This window comes from Paenibacillus zanthoxyli JH29, assembly GCF_000520715.1.
GTDB classification, from domain to species: Bacteria; Bacillota; Bacilli; order Paenibacillales; family Paenibacillaceae; genus Paenibacillus_AQ; species Paenibacillus_AQ zanthoxyli.
Genome location: NZ_ASSD01000591.1, coordinates 1 through 15,952, shown reverse-complemented (window position 1 = coordinate 15,952; position 15,952 = coordinate 1). Strand labels below are relative to the sequence as shown.

The following is a 15,952-nucleotide window of genomic DNA, read 5'->3' as shown; positions in this document are numbered from 1 at the left end:
GATCAACCTGGCAGCCGCTTTGCGCTTCGCACCATGGCGAGAAGACAGTCAGAGAGGACGGAGGGTTCGGCAACGATATCAGGGGGTAGGGGGGTAAAATCTCTAAAATTTGGATTTATAGGAGACCGCAGCCCCCATTAACGCGAATTTTTTTCCCAAAATGAAAATTTTTTAGGGGGTGATCACCATGGCGGGAAGACCAAGCAAACCAACCCAACTGATTAAGCTGGAGGGGAAGAGTCACCGAACCAAGCGCGAGCTTGAGCATCGGGAGAAAGCAGAGAAGTCGCTGTACACCGGAACGACCTTCAAAGAGTCGCCCGCCGTGAAGGGAGATCCGGAGGCGCACCGCGTTTTTCTTTGGCTGAAGAAGCTATACAAGAAAATACAATATGTGGATGGCCTGGACGAGCAGGTCATCAATCGGTACTGCATGCTGGTCAGCCAGGAACAGGCGCTCGCTAAGATGATGGATCGGATGCGGATGGATATCGATGAGGTCGAAGAGGCCGAGGATCGCATCCGGATTTACGAATCAATTGCTGGTGTAACTGATAAGGTCATGAAGACCCGAGAAATGCTTATGAAGCTGGAAGACCGGCTTTTCCTCAACCCGACCGGCCGAATCAAGGCGATACCGAAGCAGCCGGAAGGACCGGCCAAGCAATCCGCGATGGCTCAGTTTATGAACCGGAGAGCGGGCGGCGGACATGGCACATGATAAGCAGCGGGCGCTTGAACCGATTGAATTTATTCAGATGCTCTACGCGGTCGATGACTTTTATGGTCAGCCTTTTATGCTGCTGGATTGGCAGTATGATGTTCTATGGGACGTTTATGGAACCGTAAGGCCAGATGGATACCGGCAATACCGTTTCGCTTATCTCGAAGTCCCGAAAAAGAACGGGAAGACATCCATGATCGGCGGCATCGGCCTTTATCATTTGGTCTGCGATGGTCCAGGCGGACAGATTTATTGTTGCGCGGCTGATCGTGGGCAAGCTGAATTGGTCTATAAGGCGGCCTGTGGGATGATCGAACAGGAGCCAGAATTCGAGGGTGTACTGAAGGTACTGGATAGCCGCAAGGAAATCAAGAACTTGCTGACCGGCACGACCATGCGCGTCTTATCCGCCGAAGCCTACACGAAGCACGGAATCAACCCGACCGTCGTTATTTTCGACGAGCTGCACGCGCAGCCTAACCGCAACCTGTGGGATGTCATGACCTTCGGCGCTGGCGCGGCCCGGAAAGAACCGATCTGGTGGGTAATCACGACAGCTGGGGATGATCCAGACCGTAACTCCATTGGATGGGAGCAGCATGAATATGCGCGTAAGGTGCTGGAGGGCGAGCTGAACGACCCTCACTGGTACGTCAAGATATACGGTGCTCCGGATGATGCGGACATCTTTGACGAAGCGACCTGGCACGCGGCGAACCCCTCGCTTGGGCACACCATCAGCCTAGAATCTGTTCGACAGGAAGCGCTCGCCGCACGTAACAGCGAGGCGGCGGAACGGCTGTTTCGATGGCTAAGACTGAACCAATGGGTCAGTCTGAAACGCATCGGCTGGCAGCCGCTCACCTTATGGGACCAAACGACGGGCAAATGGGATCTTTCCGAATTGGTCGGCAAACGATGCTATCCCGGCCTTGACCTTTCCAGCACCACCGACATTACGGGAGTCTGCTACCTATTCCCGCCACAAGAGGGCCTGTCAGATTGGCGGGCTATTTTTGATGCCTGGATTCCGGAAGACAATATGCGGGAACGCGTGCAGCGTGACGGCGTGCCTTATGATCGCTGGGTGAATCAAAAGTATCTGTATGCTACGCCCGGCAATACGGTTGATTATGAATTTGTCGAGGCTCGCCTGCTGGCAGCTAACAAGCAGTATCAGGTTCCGTCACTCGGAACGGACCCGTGGAACAGCCGCATGTTAACCCAGCGCTTGATGCGTGCGGGCATGGAGGTTGTGGAGATTCCGCAGAACATGAAACATATGTCTCCGGCTATGAAGACTATTGAACAGCTCATGAAGACCGGTAAGCTCACGCATGAGGCCAATCCTTTGGCCCGCTGGTGCTGGGGGAATGTCGTCGTGGCCGTGGATGGCAACGAGAACATCAAGCCTATGAAGAACAAGTCTAAAGACCGGATCGACGTAACAGTCGCCATGATAAATGCTATGGCTACCGCAATGCTGTTTGAAGGCGCTGAGACCGGTTCAGTCTATGAACGTCGCGGTATGCGGAGCCTGATAGACGGATGAGGGGAGGTGATCCATTGAATATACTGCAGCGGATGAAGCTGCTTTTTTCTAACGATTTCGACGCAGCTTACCAGAGGTTCTTGATAGGCGAGGACGAGGTGAGGGTACCGCTTCAGGGAAACATCAGCACAGCCACAGCCATGAAATATACTGCCGTGTTCGCATGCCTCCGGGTATTGGCCGAAACAGCGGCCAGCGTGCCCATCCAACTATACCGAAAAAAAGAGGATGGCGGGCGCGAAAGTCGGAATGACCTCGGAGTGTTCGACATCTTGCATAATAGGCCGAACGAAGAAATGAGCCCGTTCAACTTCAAGGAACAGATGATGATGTCGCTGAATACAGGCGGTAATTCGGTCAGCGAAAAGCTGGTCGACCGAAGGGGGAGCTTGGTCGGGCTCTACCCGTATCCTTGCCAAAAGGTCACGGTCGACCGCGATCCGGAAACATTGCGGCTGATTTATAAAATCGGTTCGTCGTCTCGAAATGTCGCGAAGACACTCACGCGGGACACGGCGCTGCACATCCCGGGCCTCAGCCTGGACGGTGTGATCGGAGTTTCTCCGCTCACATATGCTTCGGCTGCGATCCAGCTAGGCCAATCATACGAGCAGTTTGGCGTCAACCTATACAAGAACGGGGCATTTCCCTCAGGAGCCTTTACTTTCGAAGGCGAGATGTCGGACACGGCATTCATACGTTTCAAGGAAGAAATGAAGAAGAACTACCAGGGGATGAAGAGGACTGGCACCCCGATGATTTTGGAGAGCGGCGGCAAGTTTCAACCCTTCGTAATGACGCCGATGGACGCGCAGTTGATCGAAAACAAGAAGTTCCAGCTCCAAGATATCGCCCGGATCTACCGGGTGCCGTTGCATCTTATCCAGCACTTGGATAACGCGACGTTCTCGAACATCGAGCACCAATCGCTGGAATTTGTGATGTATACGATGCTGCCATGGTTCAAACGCATCGAAGAAAACATGAATATGCAACTGCTCACGCCGGCCGAACGAATGGCCGGTTTTTATGTGGAATTTAAGATTGATGCACTCCTGCGCGGGGACGCAAAGAGCCGCGCCGAATCCTACGCTATCGGCCGGCAATGGGGCTGGCTCAGCGTCAATGACATACGGCGCCTGGAGAATATGCCACCCATACCGAACGGCGACCGATATTTGGAGCCTACGAATATGGTCGAAGCGGGCAAGACAGCAGAAGCAACCGTGCAGGCAAAAGCCATATTTGAAGAAATCAAGGCGCTATTCGCCGAGAAAGGAGCTGCCTAAATGCCGTTTTGGTCATTCAAAAATGCAGCCGAACCGGATCAGGATGTCGAGCTGCGCATAGAGGGCGAAATCGTCAGCGATGACGACGCTTGGATTTACGAGTGGTTTGGGATACCAGCTGCGACGCCGAATGCTTTTCGCGAAGCCTTGGCGGAGCATAAGGGCAAAAACATCACGGTCTGGATTGATAGCTGGGGCGGCGATGTCTTCGCGGCTGCCGGCATCTACAACGCCATGAAAGAGCACAAAGGTAAGGTCACGGCCAAGATCGACGGAAAAGCCGTATCTGCGGCATCTGTTATCGCCATGGCGGCTGACGAAGTGCTCATGAGCCCGGCCAGCATCTTGATGATTCACAATCCATGGTCGAGCGCATCCGGAGAAGCGAAGGACATGCGTCATACGGCTGACGTTCTGGATGAGGTGAAGGAAACCATCATCAACGCATATCAGACGAAGACAAGCCTTAGCCGAAACAAAATATCTCGGTTAATGGATGAAGAAACATGGATGAGTGCGCGGAAAGCGATGGCCGACGGATTTGCCGACGGCATGCTGTACGCGCAGGTTGTCCCCGACGAGGAGCCCGTGCAGAACTCCTATTCGTTTAGCCGCCTGGCAATTGTCAACAGCGCGAATACTGCCATGCAGCGGTTCTTTGAGCAATGGCAGAAGCTTCAGACTACGAATGGAGCAGCACCAACGCCCGAACAGACAGGAGATTCTCCGGCTAACAGCCGGATGCTCACTATACAACAGCGCGTCTCATTGCGCGAAAAAGTACATGTACACGGGAGGTACACACGATGAATTTGGAAAAATTGCTAGCAAGACAGAGCGCGTTGCTTATTGAAATGCGGGCTCTGGCGGACAAGGCGACGCTGACGGACGAAGAAGCAACCCGCTTCGATGATATGGAGAAAGAATATGACTCCAACGAGAAGCAGATCGAGCGTCTGCAGAACCTGGCTAATCGTGAAGCGAAGGACAAAGCGCCGGTAAACAAGCCGGTTATCGAGGCGATTAATGAGCCTCTTCCGAAGCCTTACAAGAATCTGACTGAGCAGCTTCGGGATATTAAGCTCGCCGCTCAGGGTCAAGTTTCGGACAATCTCCGGACGGTTCATAATGCCATGGGCGGTAACGTGGCCGTCGGCTCTGATGGCGGATTCGCTGTACAAACCGACTTTGCCGGATTGATGATGGAATCGGCGGCAATGGCCGGTGACATCCTGCCACGGGTGGACCGTTACGAAGTGAAGGATGGTTCGAACGCTGTGAAGTGGGTTGACATCGAGGAGGAAGATGTAAGCACCTCTGTTTTCGGCGGAGTGCGCGTTTATTGGGCAGCGGAAGCCGCAACGGTCGCCAAGTCTCAACCATCGCTGAAGGAGAAGGAGCTGAAGCTCGAAAAACTGATGGGCTTCGCTTACGCCACCTATGAACTCGACAGTGACTCCAGCTTCGTTGATACACTGTACACGCGGGCGTTTGAAACGGCGATTACACGCACGCTTGAGAGTGCGATTTGCACAGGGGATGGAGTCGGCAAGCCGCTCGGCATTCTGAGCAGCCCTGCCCTTGTGGCTGTCGCCAAGGAAACCGGGCAAGAAGCGGGGACGATCCTTTGGCAGAATCTTTCAAAGATGTACAATCGCGCCCGCGACAAATCTAAGGGTGTTTGGTTGATGCATCCGGATGCGCACGAACAACTCGACTTCCTTTCCTTCCCGGTAGGGACTGGCGGCGTTCCGGTATACCTGCCCGCAACTCAAACAGGGCAGCTTGATTCGTTGCGCGGCCGCGCCATCGTCGAGTGCGATCACTGCTCGCAGCTCGGTTCCCAGGGCGATATCAACTTTGTTGACTTCTCGCAATATATGCTCGCCTATAAAGGCGGCGTAGATGCAGCGACATCAATCCATGTGCAGTTTCTCACGGCCGAAAACTGCTTCCGCTTCATCTTCCGCGCCAACGGCATGCCGAAGGTGAGCAAAAAGCTGACAATCAAGAATTCGGCTAATCAGCGTAGCCCGTTCGTCACATTGGCTACTCGATCCTAGTTCTGCGCCGCCTTTGGGCGGCTACCATTTTTCCACTTAGGAGGTATATTCATGATTACTAAATTGGTTGAACGTTTCCGGTCTCGCGTACTGCTGGCCGCTCAACCCACCGGAACAGCGGCTCAGGCATATTTATCCCCAACGCCTGGTGTGATGGGGCAAACCTATCGAGCTATCGTCACTAAGGGGAATGCCGCAGACCTTACGCTTACATTGCGATTCGCAGACAATGCAACCGGTACGAATGCCGTTGATTACCCAGTTAATGTACCGATTTACATTAACGGCGTCCGTCAAACCGACGGAAAAGCGGCCACGGTATCCGGGGCGACCGGCAGTTCTGTCGTGGATTTTTGCATTGATCCAGCCACGATTCCGCAAGGTAAATTCGTAGGATTGTCTTATGCGGCCAGTAACGCCGCAACGCTGCTCGCTGCTGAACTCGTTGAAGATGTCGCGTACAGACCAGCGGCGTCGTAAGGAAGTGGACTATGACAATGCTGACCACAGTAGAGCGGGCCCGGACAATGCTCCGGGCTGATCCGGCCGACGACGATATCCTTAACCTATTGATTCCGGCAGCTAGCGCCGCCATCGAGACGCACTGCAACCGATCATTCGGCCGGTTAGAGTATACAGAAACCGTCAAACCTGAGCAGCGCGAGTATGTGCTACTCAGAAACTACCCGATAGAATCAGTGGTCTCGATTAATGGAGATACCAGCCTTGAAGATTACACCATTGAGAAAGACCGTGGCATGATCATTAAGCCGGGATGGTCGAGCACAAAGCCGGTATCTGTAGTCTACACGGCGGGATACATCTTACCGGTGGATGCAACAAACGATGTTCCGGCAACGCTGCCGGCTGATATCGAGTACGGATGTATTCTGATGATTCAGCAGATGCAGCGGGAGCCGGGCGTCATAGCGGAGCGGGTGGGAGATTTATCCGTCACCTATGCCCAGGATGACGGAAAGATGCCGGTGGCCGTGCGGGCCCTTGTCGGTCCGTACCGGAACATTAACCTATGAGCCGGAAGCGAACGCGCAGCCGGCGCGCCGGAATAGAAGTAACCGGGGAGGATATTTTGACCGAGCTCGCAGCCCGGCTGCGGCCGCTGATGCAGCAAAAGGTCCGTATCGGCATGCAGGGCGATGCTGAACTGGCGATGATCGCAGGTGTCCATGAATACGGTTCGGTCAAAATGAACATCCCAGCCCGTTCCTTTATTGGTTCTGGCAAGCGAAAAGGCCAGACTCCCATTGGCAAGCTGGTCCGCGCCAGTGTCGGAGAGATCGCCAGAGGCCGCAAGCGGGTGGACGAGCTGATGCAAGAAATCGGCGAAACAGGGCTCGACCGTATGGTCAAAAACTTTGACCGCATCCGGCAGCCCCCGCTCTCGGCCCGGTATGCCCGGATCAAGCGCGGCCCGAACAAGCTGCTGCAGCGGGACGAGGATCTGCGCGACTCGCTGACCTATGACGTTGTACCAAGGAGTGAATAACGATGCGGAGATTTGGCTTTGCTGGAATCTTGCGTAAATACGAGCAACCATATGATGTCGTCCGGATGGCTGGAGGAATTCGTAACGATGACGGCGATTGGATACCGGCGACTCCGGAGCGGGTGACGCACCGGGGAAGCATTCAGCCTGTCAGCGCCCGCCTCCGGGCGACCGAAGGTGGCGTGTACACGGAGACAGACCGCATGTTGTACACGACGGCCAAGCACTCCACGGGTGATCTTGTCGAGGTATCCGGCGTGCAGTACAAGGTAGACGAGACGACAGAGCGCCCTTATTCCGACGTAACCCCATATTTACTCCGGAAGGTGGTCGCCAATGCTCCCGTACAGGCAAATTAGATTGACAATCGCCCGTGGGCTCAAGGCGGCGGCTGGTGTCACAGTGATCCCACTTAACGACGGCGGGGACATGCCGAAAGGTTCATTTCTGACGTACAACTTCAGCGATTTCGGAGATACGGACGACGGGCGGCCAATCATCACCCAGGAGGCTGACAAGGTTATCCGCAGTAAGACCGTGACCTTTACCGCTTCCGTCCTTTCTTATGCCGATTCGGTTGACGACAGCGTCGAGAACGCTATGAAGGCGCAGGACTGGTTTAAGGTGGCCGGAGCGGAACTGCTGCGGGACACACTGGATATCGTCGTGATCCGGGTCGGAGAGGTGCAGAACCGTGATATAAACATAGGTGAAGAATGGGAACGTCGGCAGGGTTTTGACATTGATTTCCGAGCGTTAGACATCGTTGAGTCGCCTCTAACTTGGATTGAAACAGCACCAATTACAAAGGAGTGATTATTTTGGCAGGACTCAGTGACGTTACCGTTACAATATCGGTCCAGACACCGACGCCGATCCTGGGCTTTGGTAAGCCCTTGATTATTGGGACATCGGCGGCTGGCAAGGAATACAAATCTTATTCGGACTTGGCTGGCGTGGCGGCAGACTACGCGGCCAGCACCGAAGAGTACAAAGCCGCAAAATCTTTATTCGCCCAGAAGAATCCGCCGGCAGAAATCGCCGTCGCCCAGCGCAAGACGGGGGCGACACCGGATACGGTCGAAGACTTTATGGCGTCGATGCTGCTGAAGGATTGGCATTTCCTAATTCAGACGAGCGCGGCGGCGGCGGATATTATCGCCGTAGCAGACATCATTGAAGCGGACAAGTCCCGGCAATACATCGCCCGATCTGCTACGCAGGCGGACCTTGCCACGATCAAGGCTAAGAAGTACGAACGAACGGCTGTCATTTATCATGAGGACATCGCCAACTATCCGGATGCCGCTTGGGTTGGCGCGGTTGGAAGCCTGCCTGTGGGGTCGGTGACCTGGAAGGACTGGACGCTCGTCGGCATCGACCCTCTGGACCTGACGGCTACGGAGTTAGCGGCTATACATGCAGGAGGTGCCAATACGTATGTGACCAAGGCCGGACGCAATGTCACCAGTGAGGGCGAGACAGTATCCGGTTCCTTCATTGATCTGGTTCATAGCCAGGATTACGTCGTATTTTCGATCCAAAATGCTGTTCAGACGCTATTCGGATCTGTACAAGATCAACGCCAAAAGGTGCCGTTTGACAATACCGGCATTGCCATGATCGAGGGCCAGGTGCGGACTGTGCTTCAGCGGGCGTTTAACAATGGCATGATTGCGACGGACGATGACGGACTACCGATGTTTACCACGACCTTTCCACGTCGGTCCGAAGTGGACCCGGCCAATATTGCGGCTCGGACGTATCCGGACGGTAAGTTCTCGTTCGTCTTGGCGGGTGCGATCCACTCGGCGGCCATCCAAGGCACCATCACATTTGCGTAAGGAGGCGATAAATCGTGGCAGAAGTAAAAACGTATGATGCAAAAGACATCGCCGTCATTGTCGGTGGTGTTTACCTTACTGGATTTGGCGAGGATTTAGTAACGGTGGCAAAGGATGAAGAAAATTGGTCAGTTTCGGTTGGCGCTCAGGGCGACGTTGTGCGGTCAAAGGTAAATAATCCACTCGGAACCATTACGGTTACGCTGCAAATCTCCAGTCCGCAGTGTTCCTTTTTGGACAAGTTGGCAAACGGCGGCACGCTGGTTCCGGTATCCGTCGTTTATAACGGCACTCCGAAGGAGACCAACACGGCGACGCAGGCATTTCTCAAAAAGCCGGCGGACCGGGAGTATGGCAGCGAGGCCGGGGAACGCGAATACGAATTCCAGTGTCTTGACCTGGCGATGAACTAATCTAATCTAATTACCGAAAGGGGAAAATAAACCATGGCAGCAACCTTTACAAAGAAGACGATCACAACCAAATCCGGCAAGGAATACATCTTGCAGCATCCGGGAGTTCGTAACGTGACCAAAATCACGGACCGGATTAAAAATAAACACGGGATTCCATCTGATGAAAAGATGGCAATCGAAATGCTGGCCCATGTTGTAGTCGATCCAAAAATGACCATCGACGATTTTGAGTCATATAAAGAGCTGGGCGAAGTCGTAGGCAAGGCATTCGCCTTCATTACCGACTCTGAAGAGGAATCGGAAGATGACGCTGACGAGGGCTGAGGCCCGTCGCCGGGCGACAGAGCGTTGGAACCAGTGGCGGTTGCTGCTGTCTGATATGGGAATCACCTATCGGGACCTGATGGAAATGGATGATGACGATATCGCTGAGGCGAATGCCGCGCTGGATATCCACATCGAACAAATGAAAAAAGCGAATAAGGACAAGAAATAGCGGCGCCCTTCCCGGGCGTCGTTTTTTGCTGTCCGGAAAGGAGGGAATATGGCCGGCGGGATTATTGATTCCTTGATGTATGCGGTCGGTTTCAAGTTTAACAGCAAAGGGATAGACCAAGCTGACGGCAAGGTCAAAATGCTGACCAAAGGCGTAGTCGGCATGGGCGCGGCGCTGGGTGCGGCGGCGGTTGGCATAGGGGTAGCAGCTTTAAATGCAGCTGGAAAGTATGAATCGGCAATGAACCAAATCCAGAATGCAACTGGCATGACCGCGCAGCAGATGGAGGAGACGAAAGGCATTGCCAAGGACCTGTATGCGGCCAATTACGGCGAATCGTGGGACGATTTGGGTCAGTCTATAGCGAGCGTGAAGCAAATCACCGGTATGACAGGCGGGGCCTTGGAGGGGGCCACGAAGAACGCCTTAGCTTTGAGGAATACTTTTGGCATCGAGGTTCCGGAATCCATTCGGACCGTTGACACGATGATGAAGAACTTCGGCGTCACATCGGATCAAGCGTTCAACCTTATCGCCCAAGGCAAACAGAATGGGCTCGACTTCAGCGGCGAAATGTTGGACTCCCTGAATGAATACTCCAATCAGTTCGTGAGCCTGGGATTTAATGCGAATCAGATGTTTGACACACTGGCAGCTGGATCAGCTTCCGGCGCATTCAATTTAGATAAAGTCGGCGATGCCGTGAAGGAGTTCAACCTGAGGGCGCGGGATATTACGAACAAGGCGACGCTTGAAGGGTTCAAAATGCTTGGATTTGATGCCCAAAAGATGGTAGCCACGTTCGCGAGAGGCGGGCCAGCAGCGCAGCAGGCGTTTACTCAGGTTGTCCAAGGAATCAAGAACGTGAAGGACCCGATGAGACAGAACCAAATTGCTACGGATTTATTCGGTACGCAATTCGAGGACCTGCAGGCAGGCGTTATCACCGCTATGGGTACTGTTCGCAGCCAATTCGATATGACAAGGGACTCCATGGGTAAGCTCAACGCGACTAAATTCACCTCCATCGGCCAGGTCTTCAGCTTCCTCGGCCGACAAGTGGAGGTTGGGTTCTTAATTCCGCTCGGCGAAAAACTGCTGCCGTATTTAGACCGATTTGGGCAATGGATTACGTCGCACCAACCTCAGATTACCGCGTTTGGCAACGCGGTCGGTGATGGGTTGGGTGCGGCGATCAATAAGGTAGGCAGTTGGATACAGGTGGCCTTGCCATATCTTCAGCAGTTCGGGTCTTTTGCGGGTCAGGCGCTCAGCCAATTGGCTGACAAAGCTCGGGAATTGTGGACGGCGATTCAACCGGTGGCCGTGATGATTGGGGAAAAATTGGTGACGGCAGCCGTCCAATTGTGGCCGCAAATTCAGTCGATTGGTACGAGCGTAGGCGGCGTCGCCAATCAATTTTATGAGTGGGAAGGTTTTTTACCGACGATCACCGGAATTGCTGCTGCCGTCGCGACGTTTAAGGTGACGATGACCGCCATTACCGTCGCTACCAAAGCCTGGGCCGTCGTAACCAAACTGCAAACGCTGTGGACCAAGCGGGCGACCATTGCCCAGAAATTATTCAACTTGGCGACCAAGGCCAATGTCATCGGCCTCATTGTATCGGCGCTGATCGGGTTGGGCGTGGCACTGGTGATTGCGTATAAAAAATCCGATAAGTTCCGGGCATTCGTGGATGGAATGTGGTCGGGCATCAAGTCGGCAACCATGGCTGTACTCAATTTTTTCAAGGTTACTGTCCCCAGGGCGTTCGTCACAGCCTTTAACGCGGTGACAGGCTTCTTGAAGCGTTGGGGATTTATATTCCTAGCCGTCATAGGAGGGCCGGTTGGTTTGGCTGTGGGCTTGATTATCAGGAACTGGGATAAAGTCAAGGCGGTGACCGTTGCGGTGTTTACGGCGGTGTGGACATGGCTGAAATCCGTGTGGTCAGGCATTAAAAGTACCGTGTCCAGTGCGGCATCTAGCGTTTGGAGCGCGGTGACGGGCGCCTGGAACAAAGTGAGATCCACCACGGCCAGCCTCATGACCCAAGTCTGGAACAAAATCAAGGGGATTTGGAATAGCATCGTGAGCAGTGTTAAGTCTGCGGGCACGCGGATGTATACTGCGGTATCTGATATGTGGGGCAAGGTGAAGGGATTTCTGTCCGGAATCAATCTATTTGAGATCGGGCGGAATATCATTCAGGGTTTGATTGATGGTGTCGGGTCCATGGCGTCTTCACTTGTTTCTAAAGTTGAACAGATGGGCATAGATTTTACGAAAAAGGTTAAGGGAGCTTTCGGCTTCAAAGCATCCGCGAATGTGTCGGTTGCGCCTGATGCTGTTCTTGGCGGAACTGTTGTTAACGGCAGCTTTGCAAAGGGCCTGCCTTACGTACCTTGGGACGGATACATTGCCGAACTACATAAAGGCGAACGTGTCCTGACAGCGGATGAAAACAAGGCATATACTCCCGAATCTGCTCCGGCGCGCACATCTTCCGGCGGCGGACAAACAACGGTCAGCCCGGTCATTAGTATCACGGTACAGGGCAACGCCGACAGTAAGACGGTCTCCAGTCTTCGAGCAACGATTCACGATGAGGTACTGAACATTATTGAATCGGTTCTGCGCAGTTCCGGATTGGAAGGTGCGTAATGGCTAAGATCGATGGCAAGTATATCACGGTTGAGTCAGAGTCCCCAGATTATCCGGTTACCGTTACGGAAAATCCGGTAGAAAAGGGCGTCAATCTGGTTGATCACGTCCAGGCTGGCGCCCGCACGCTTTCACTGTCAGGCCGGATCGTCGGGACCAATGCGGCAAAGACCGAAGCGTATATTATCGCTGCCAAAGATAAAGGGAAAATCGTGAAATATATTGGCCGTACTGCTTTTACCGGGGTTATTACGACATTCAGCACCAGCCGCGATTATACAATTGCGAATGGCATGACCTTTACACTGGATTTGCGAGAGGTCCGTATCGCTACATCGTCATACGTTTCGCGGCTGCCAGCCCCGGTAAAGTCGCAAGCGGCTGCGGTAGATAACAAAGGAACGCAGCAGAAAAAAAACAAGTCCAAATCCAAGCCAAAGTCCAAACACAAACCTAAACCCAAACCCAAAAAGAGCAAGACAAGCTCTAAGGCCAGTGCTGCCAGCAGCGTAATAAACAAGCCGCAGCGCGCCCCAATCAAGCCCGGTAGCAAATGGGGTACCGGAAATCTACTGTGAGGTGGGTCGATGGATTACATCGAGATAGACAAGGACAGCATCCCGTATCGCTTCGATATTACGATTGCCGATGAGTTATTTACCATCGAAATCCACTACAATGCCGAGTGTGATTTCTTCAGCTTGGACTTGGAGGATGCCGACGGTAATACGTTGGTTGTGGGCGAAAAGCTGATCTATGGGCAATCGCTATTCGTGGATGTGTGGGATAGCCGATTCCCGAAGTTACCTTTGGTCCCTTGGGATGAGTCAGAACAAAGCGCGGAAGTAACCTGGAACACGCTGGGTACCAGCGTGTTTTTATATATCGTGGAAGAGGATGAAGACGATGGCACTTAAAAATTTCGGCCGGGTCGCCGAGGTGATGACGGCCAACATGTCATTTTCGTTGGCAAAGTACACGATGGAAGGAACCATCCCCTTTGACAGTGACGCCCTTCCGAACGAGTCAGAAATCCGGATCTGGAACCTAGCTCAGACGACCATCAACAAGATTGTCAAAAACGGTGTGCTGATGGTCAACGCTGGATATAAAGGCGATGTCGGGACCATCCTACACGGCCGCATATCGGCGGTCCGAACCAAATGGGACGGGGTGGACAAGATCACAACGATTAATGTTCTGGACAGTGAGGACCTGTCCGCCCGGGAGATCAAAAAGGAGATCGCCTTCGCTAAGGGGACGCTTGCCAGCGCCGTCATTAAGCAGCTGGCCGGAATGATCGGCCTGCCGGTGGCGCAGATGCAGCTCGCCAAGGATTACCGCTACAAGAGCGGGTACAGCGCAAAAGGCAAGGTCACTGATATTGTCGCCGAGGTCGCGAAGGACTGCGGCACGACGGTTTACATTAACCAGGGCAAATTGTATGTCCGCCCGCTCCGGATCGGCGCCGACTCCGTTTTTGAGCTTAACCCGGATACTGGGCTGATTGGGAGTCCGGAATACTTTGAACAGGACGGCCACAAAGGGTACAACCTATCCGCGCAGTTACAGCGCCGGATCACGACGGCTTCGGTTATAAAACTGACCTGCCGGGAGTGGTCAGGCCAGCTGCACGTACGGAGCGGGACGCACAAGTTTTCGAATACAGGTGATTTCGTTACGGAAGTGGAGGCGATTATGTGAGCAAATCAAGCGCGGCCGCAGCGCTCGGCAAACTCTTATCCGCTCATAGCGGGCGGCAAGCGGAAAATCTTGATGTCGCCATGACTTGCAAGGTGCTGAAATTTGATCCGACGACACTGGTGGCTGATGTTCAGCCGCTCGTCCAGACAGGAGACGAGGCCCCGGCGCCGCTGCTGGACGTCCCGGTGACCGGCCTGCGGGTGCTGATCGGCGGCGCGGAGACGGTTCTGCGCCCAGCCCTGCACGTCGGTGATACGGTTCTTGTGGTCTGCTGTGACGCGGAGATTCAAAACACGCTATCCGGCCAGGTGGCCGCACCAGATACAGCCCGGCGACACAGCCGGAATGATGCGGTGATTGTGGGGCTGATGCCATGTTGTCTTTAAAAGTGGATGCTTCCGGTGATTTGGTATTCGTTGGCGGCGAGCTGCAGTTGGTCTCAGGGCCGGAAGAAATCGCACAGAGCTGCCGGATGGCAATGGGTACAAATAAAGGCGAATGGTTCTTGGACCTTGATTTCGGCATTGATTTCAGCCGGATCACCGGCAAAGGAGTAGCGGAAGAAGATGTCCGGGACGAACTGACCGAAGGCATGTTCCAGGAGCCGCGAATTCAGACGGTGGACAATGTTGAGGTGGTCTTCGACCGGGCGAACCGGACGTTTACCGCGACCATCGCGGCAACTGGCGTCAATGGCGACATAATAACGGTGGAGGGGGTGGAAACCGTTGTTGGATAGCACAGGCTTTAAACGCATGCGCTTTGACGACCTGCTGGCCGCGATGGAGGACAAAGCCAAGGAAGCGTTCGGAGACACCGTTAATACCTCTGTCCGGTCACCGCTCGGCATTATTCTCCGGATATTCGCCTGGTTCTTGTCCATCCTCTGGAGCTTAGCCGAGGACATCTACAACAGCGGGTATATTGGTACGGCTACCGGAAATAATCTGGACCGCCTTGGCCCGCAGGTTGGCATCAGCCGGGCGCTGGAACGGCGAGCAACAGGGGAAGTTACCTTAACCGGGACGGATGGTTACACGGTAGAGGCGGGATTCAGGTCGGCGACAGAGTCCGGATTGACTTACCAGACGACGGCGGATGTCGTGCTGACAGGTGGCGCGGGCACGGTCGCCATCGAAGCGCTGGAATCCGGGTCCGGAAGTAATGTAGCAGCTGGTACAATCACCGTAATCGTAAACCCAAACCCGAACGTGACAGCAGTTACCAATGCCGCCGCAGTCACCGGAGGCCGGGAAAAAGAGACGGACGCAGAGTTCCGAAGTCGTTTTGAACAATCTACCGCCGGCGGCGGGGCGGCGAGTGTGGATGCCCTGCGCGGCACTCTGCTACGGCTAGACGGAGTCCGGGCGGCAGCTGTAATCGAAAATACAAGCAAGGTGATGGATAGCGCCGGGCGTCCGCCGACGTCGTTTCAAGCCTATGTGTTGGGCGGAGATGATCAGGAGATCGCAAAAACGATTTTCGCGACCAAGTCGGCCGGCATCGAGGCGTACGGCGATATTACGATGACCGTGGAGGATTTAGGCGGCGAGCAGCATACAGTTAAGTTTTCGCGGGCAGCCGAGGTTGGTATAAGGATTGTGGTTGATATCACTAAAGGGGACGAATACCCGGCGGACGGCGACGCCCAAGTGCAGTCAGCGCTAATCCGGTATGTCGGCGGCTCCGA

General features: G+C 54.1%; 21 protein-coding genes. All 21 read left to right on the top strand.

The window, feature by feature from the left end; all coding sequences use genetic code 11:
• The first annotated feature begins 187 nt into the window (after positions 1-187).
• Positions 188-721, top strand: coding sequence for a hypothetical protein (locus L691_RS30855; RefSeq protein WP_025692638.1), 534 nt, complete (start codon positions 188-190; stop codon positions 719-721).
• On the top strand, positions 711-2,276 hold the full coding sequence (locus L691_RS0122960) for a terminase large subunit (protein ID WP_025692637.1): 1,566 nt from the start codon (positions 711-713) through the stop codon (positions 2,274-2,276). The genes L691_RS30855 and L691_RS0122960 overlap by 11 nt, the downstream gene beginning before the upstream one ends.
• Positions 2,277-2,290: 14 nt before the next feature.
• Positions 2,291-3,565 (top strand): phage portal protein, encoded by a 1,275-nt coding sequence (locus tag L691_RS0122955; protein ID WP_025692636.1) that lies wholly within the window; start codon positions 2,291-2,293, stop codon positions 3,563-3,565.
• The gene (locus L691_RS0122950; protein ID WP_025692635.1) at positions 3,566-4,375 is read left to right on the top strand and encodes a head maturation protease, ClpP-related; all 810 of its coding nucleotides are present in this window, start codon (positions 3,566-3,568) and stop codon (positions 4,373-4,375) included. It begins immediately after the preceding gene.
• A gap of 2 nt (positions 4,376-4,377) precedes the next feature.
• Positions 4,378-5,628 carry a phage major capsid protein gene (locus L691_RS0122945; protein WP_198023097.1) on the top strand — a complete coding sequence of 417 codons (1,251 nt, stop codon included), beginning with the start codon at positions 4,378-4,380 and terminating at the stop codon, positions 5,626-5,628.
• Between the two features lie 51 nt (positions 5,629-5,679).
• Entirely contained in the window at positions 5,680-6,108 is a 429-nt protein-coding gene (locus tag L691_RS0122940; protein WP_025692633.1) for a hypothetical protein, read from the top strand.
• Positions 6,109-6,119: 11 nt separating this feature from the next.
• Positions 6,120-6,662: a head-tail connector protein gene (locus tag L691_RS0122935; protein WP_051459438.1), complete on the top strand. Its 543-nt coding sequence runs from the start codon at positions 6,120-6,122 to the stop codon at positions 6,660-6,662.
• The gene (locus tag L691_RS0122930) at positions 6,659-7,135 is read left to right on the top strand and encodes a hypothetical protein (RefSeq protein WP_025692631.1); all 477 of its coding nucleotides are present in this window, start codon (positions 6,659-6,661) and stop codon (positions 7,133-7,135) included. The genes L691_RS0122935 and L691_RS0122930 overlap by 4 nt, the downstream gene beginning before the upstream one ends.
• Before the next feature lie 2 nt (positions 7,136-7,137).
• On the top strand, positions 7,138-7,494 hold the full coding sequence (locus L691_RS0122925) for a hypothetical protein (RefSeq protein ID WP_025692630.1): 357 nt from the start codon (positions 7,138-7,140) through the stop codon (positions 7,492-7,494).
• The gene (locus L691_RS0122920) at positions 7,472-7,951 is read left to right on the top strand and encodes a phage neck terminator protein (protein ID WP_025692629.1); all 480 of its coding nucleotides are present in this window, start codon (positions 7,472-7,474) and stop codon (positions 7,949-7,951) included. Before L691_RS0122925 ends, L691_RS0122920 begins: the two co-directional genes overlap by 23 nt.
• Before the next feature lie 5 nt (positions 7,952-7,956).
• Entirely contained in the window at positions 7,957-8,979 is a 1,023-nt protein-coding gene (locus tag L691_RS0122915) for a DUF3383 family protein (protein ID WP_025692628.1), read from the top strand.
• A 14-nt stretch (positions 8,980-8,993) separates the two neighbouring features.
• Positions 8,994-9,392, top strand: a complete 399-nt coding sequence (locus tag L691_RS0122910) for a phage structural protein (protein WP_025692627.1) — start codon at positions 8,994-8,996, stop codon at positions 9,390-9,392.
• Between the two features lie 33 nt (positions 9,393-9,425).
• Complete coding sequence (locus tag L691_RS0122905) at positions 9,426-9,719, top strand: hypothetical protein (protein WP_025692626.1); 294 nt, start codon at positions 9,426-9,428, stop codon at positions 9,717-9,719.
• Positions 9,700-9,891 (top strand): hypothetical protein, encoded by a 192-nt coding sequence (locus L691_RS0122900; protein ID WP_025692625.1) that lies wholly within the window; start codon positions 9,700-9,702, stop codon positions 9,889-9,891. Before L691_RS0122905 ends, L691_RS0122900 begins: the two co-directional genes overlap by 20 nt.
• A gap of 48 nt (positions 9,892-9,939) precedes the next feature.
• On the top strand, positions 9,940-12,558 hold the full coding sequence (locus L691_RS0122895) for a phage tail tape measure protein (RefSeq protein ID WP_025692624.1): 2,619 nt from the start codon (positions 9,940-9,942) through the stop codon (positions 12,556-12,558).
• Positions 12,558-13,136: a phage baseplate protein gene (locus L691_RS0122890; protein WP_025692623.1), complete on the top strand. Its 579-nt coding sequence runs from the start codon at positions 12,558-12,560 to the stop codon at positions 13,134-13,136. Before L691_RS0122895 ends, L691_RS0122890 begins: the two co-directional genes overlap by 1 nt.
• 9 nt (positions 13,137-13,145) lie before the next feature.
• Positions 13,146-13,475: a phage baseplate plug family protein gene (locus L691_RS0122885; protein WP_025692622.1), complete on the top strand. Its 330-nt coding sequence runs from the start codon at positions 13,146-13,148 to the stop codon at positions 13,473-13,475.
• Entirely contained in the window at positions 13,465-14,262 is a 798-nt protein-coding gene (locus L691_RS0122880; RefSeq protein WP_025692621.1) for a phage protein, read from the top strand. Before L691_RS0122885 ends, L691_RS0122880 begins: the two co-directional genes overlap by 11 nt.
• Positions 14,259-14,648: a Gp138 family membrane-puncturing spike protein gene (locus L691_RS29875; RefSeq protein ID WP_025692620.1), complete on the top strand. Its 390-nt coding sequence runs from the start codon at positions 14,259-14,261 to the stop codon at positions 14,646-14,648. The genes L691_RS0122880 and L691_RS29875 overlap by 4 nt, the downstream gene beginning before the upstream one ends.
• Positions 14,636-15,001: a DUF2634 domain-containing protein gene (locus L691_RS0122870; protein WP_025692619.1), complete on the top strand. Its 366-nt coding sequence runs from the start codon at positions 14,636-14,638 to the stop codon at positions 14,999-15,001. Before L691_RS29875 ends, L691_RS0122870 begins: the two co-directional genes overlap by 13 nt.
• A partial coding sequence (locus tag L691_RS0122865) for a baseplate J/gp47 family protein (RefSeq protein WP_025692618.1) occupies positions 14,991-15,952 on the top strand: 962 nt, incomplete at its 3' end. The genes L691_RS0122870 and L691_RS0122865, both read left to right, overlap by 11 nt.

Excerpts from the sequence above, each read along its gene's own strand:
- L691_RS0122925 (WP_025692630.1), top strand. The coding sequence starts at position 7,138 with ATGCGGAGATTTGGCTTTGCTGGAATCTTGCGTAAATACGAGCAACCA.
- L691_RS0122880 (WP_025692621.1), top strand. The coding sequence starts at position 13,465 with ATGGCACTTAAAAATTTCGGCCGGGTCGCCGAGGTGATGACGGCCAAC.
- L691_RS30855 (WP_025692638.1), top strand. The coding sequence starts at position 188 with ATGGCGGGAAGACCAAGCAAACCAACCCAACTGATTAAGCTGGAGGGG.
- L691_RS0122960 (WP_025692637.1), top strand. The coding sequence starts at position 711 with ATGGCACATGATAAGCAGCGGGCGCTTGAACCGATTGAATTTATTCAG.
- L691_RS0122940 (WP_025692633.1), top strand. The coding sequence starts at position 5,680 with ATGATTACTAAATTGGTTGAACGTTTCCGGTCTCGCGTACTGCTGGCC.
- L691_RS0122870 (WP_025692619.1), top strand. The coding sequence starts at position 14,636 with ATGTTGTCTTTAAAAGTGGATGCTTCCGGTGATTTGGTATTCGTTGGC.
- L691_RS0122890 (WP_025692623.1), top strand. The coding sequence starts at position 12,558 with ATGGCTAAGATCGATGGCAAGTATATCACGGTTGAGTCAGAGTCCCCA.
- L691_RS0122935 (WP_051459438.1), top strand. The coding sequence starts at position 6,120 with ATGACAATGCTGACCACAGTAGAGCGGGCCCGGACAATGCTCCGGGCT.
- L691_RS0122950 (WP_025692635.1), top strand. The coding sequence starts at position 3,566 with ATGCCGTTTTGGTCATTCAAAAATGCAGCCGAACCGGATCAGGATGTC.
- L691_RS0122895 (WP_025692624.1), top strand. The coding sequence starts at position 9,940 with ATGGCCGGCGGGATTATTGATTCCTTGATGTATGCGGTCGGTTTCAAG.
- L691_RS0122885 (WP_025692622.1), top strand. The coding sequence starts at position 13,146 with ATGGATTACATCGAGATAGACAAGGACAGCATCCCGTATCGCTTCGAT.
- L691_RS0122930 (WP_025692631.1), top strand. The coding sequence starts at position 6,659 with ATGAGCCGGAAGCGAACGCGCAGCCGGCGCGCCGGAATAGAAGTAACC.
- L691_RS0122920 (WP_025692629.1), top strand. The coding sequence starts at position 7,472 with ATGCTCCCGTACAGGCAAATTAGATTGACAATCGCCCGTGGGCTCAAG.
- L691_RS0122900 (WP_025692625.1), top strand. The coding sequence starts at position 9,700 with ATGACGCTGACGAGGGCTGAGGCCCGTCGCCGGGCGACAGAGCGTTGG.
- L691_RS0122905 (WP_025692626.1), top strand. The coding sequence starts at position 9,426 with ATGGCAGCAACCTTTACAAAGAAGACGATCACAACCAAATCCGGCAAG.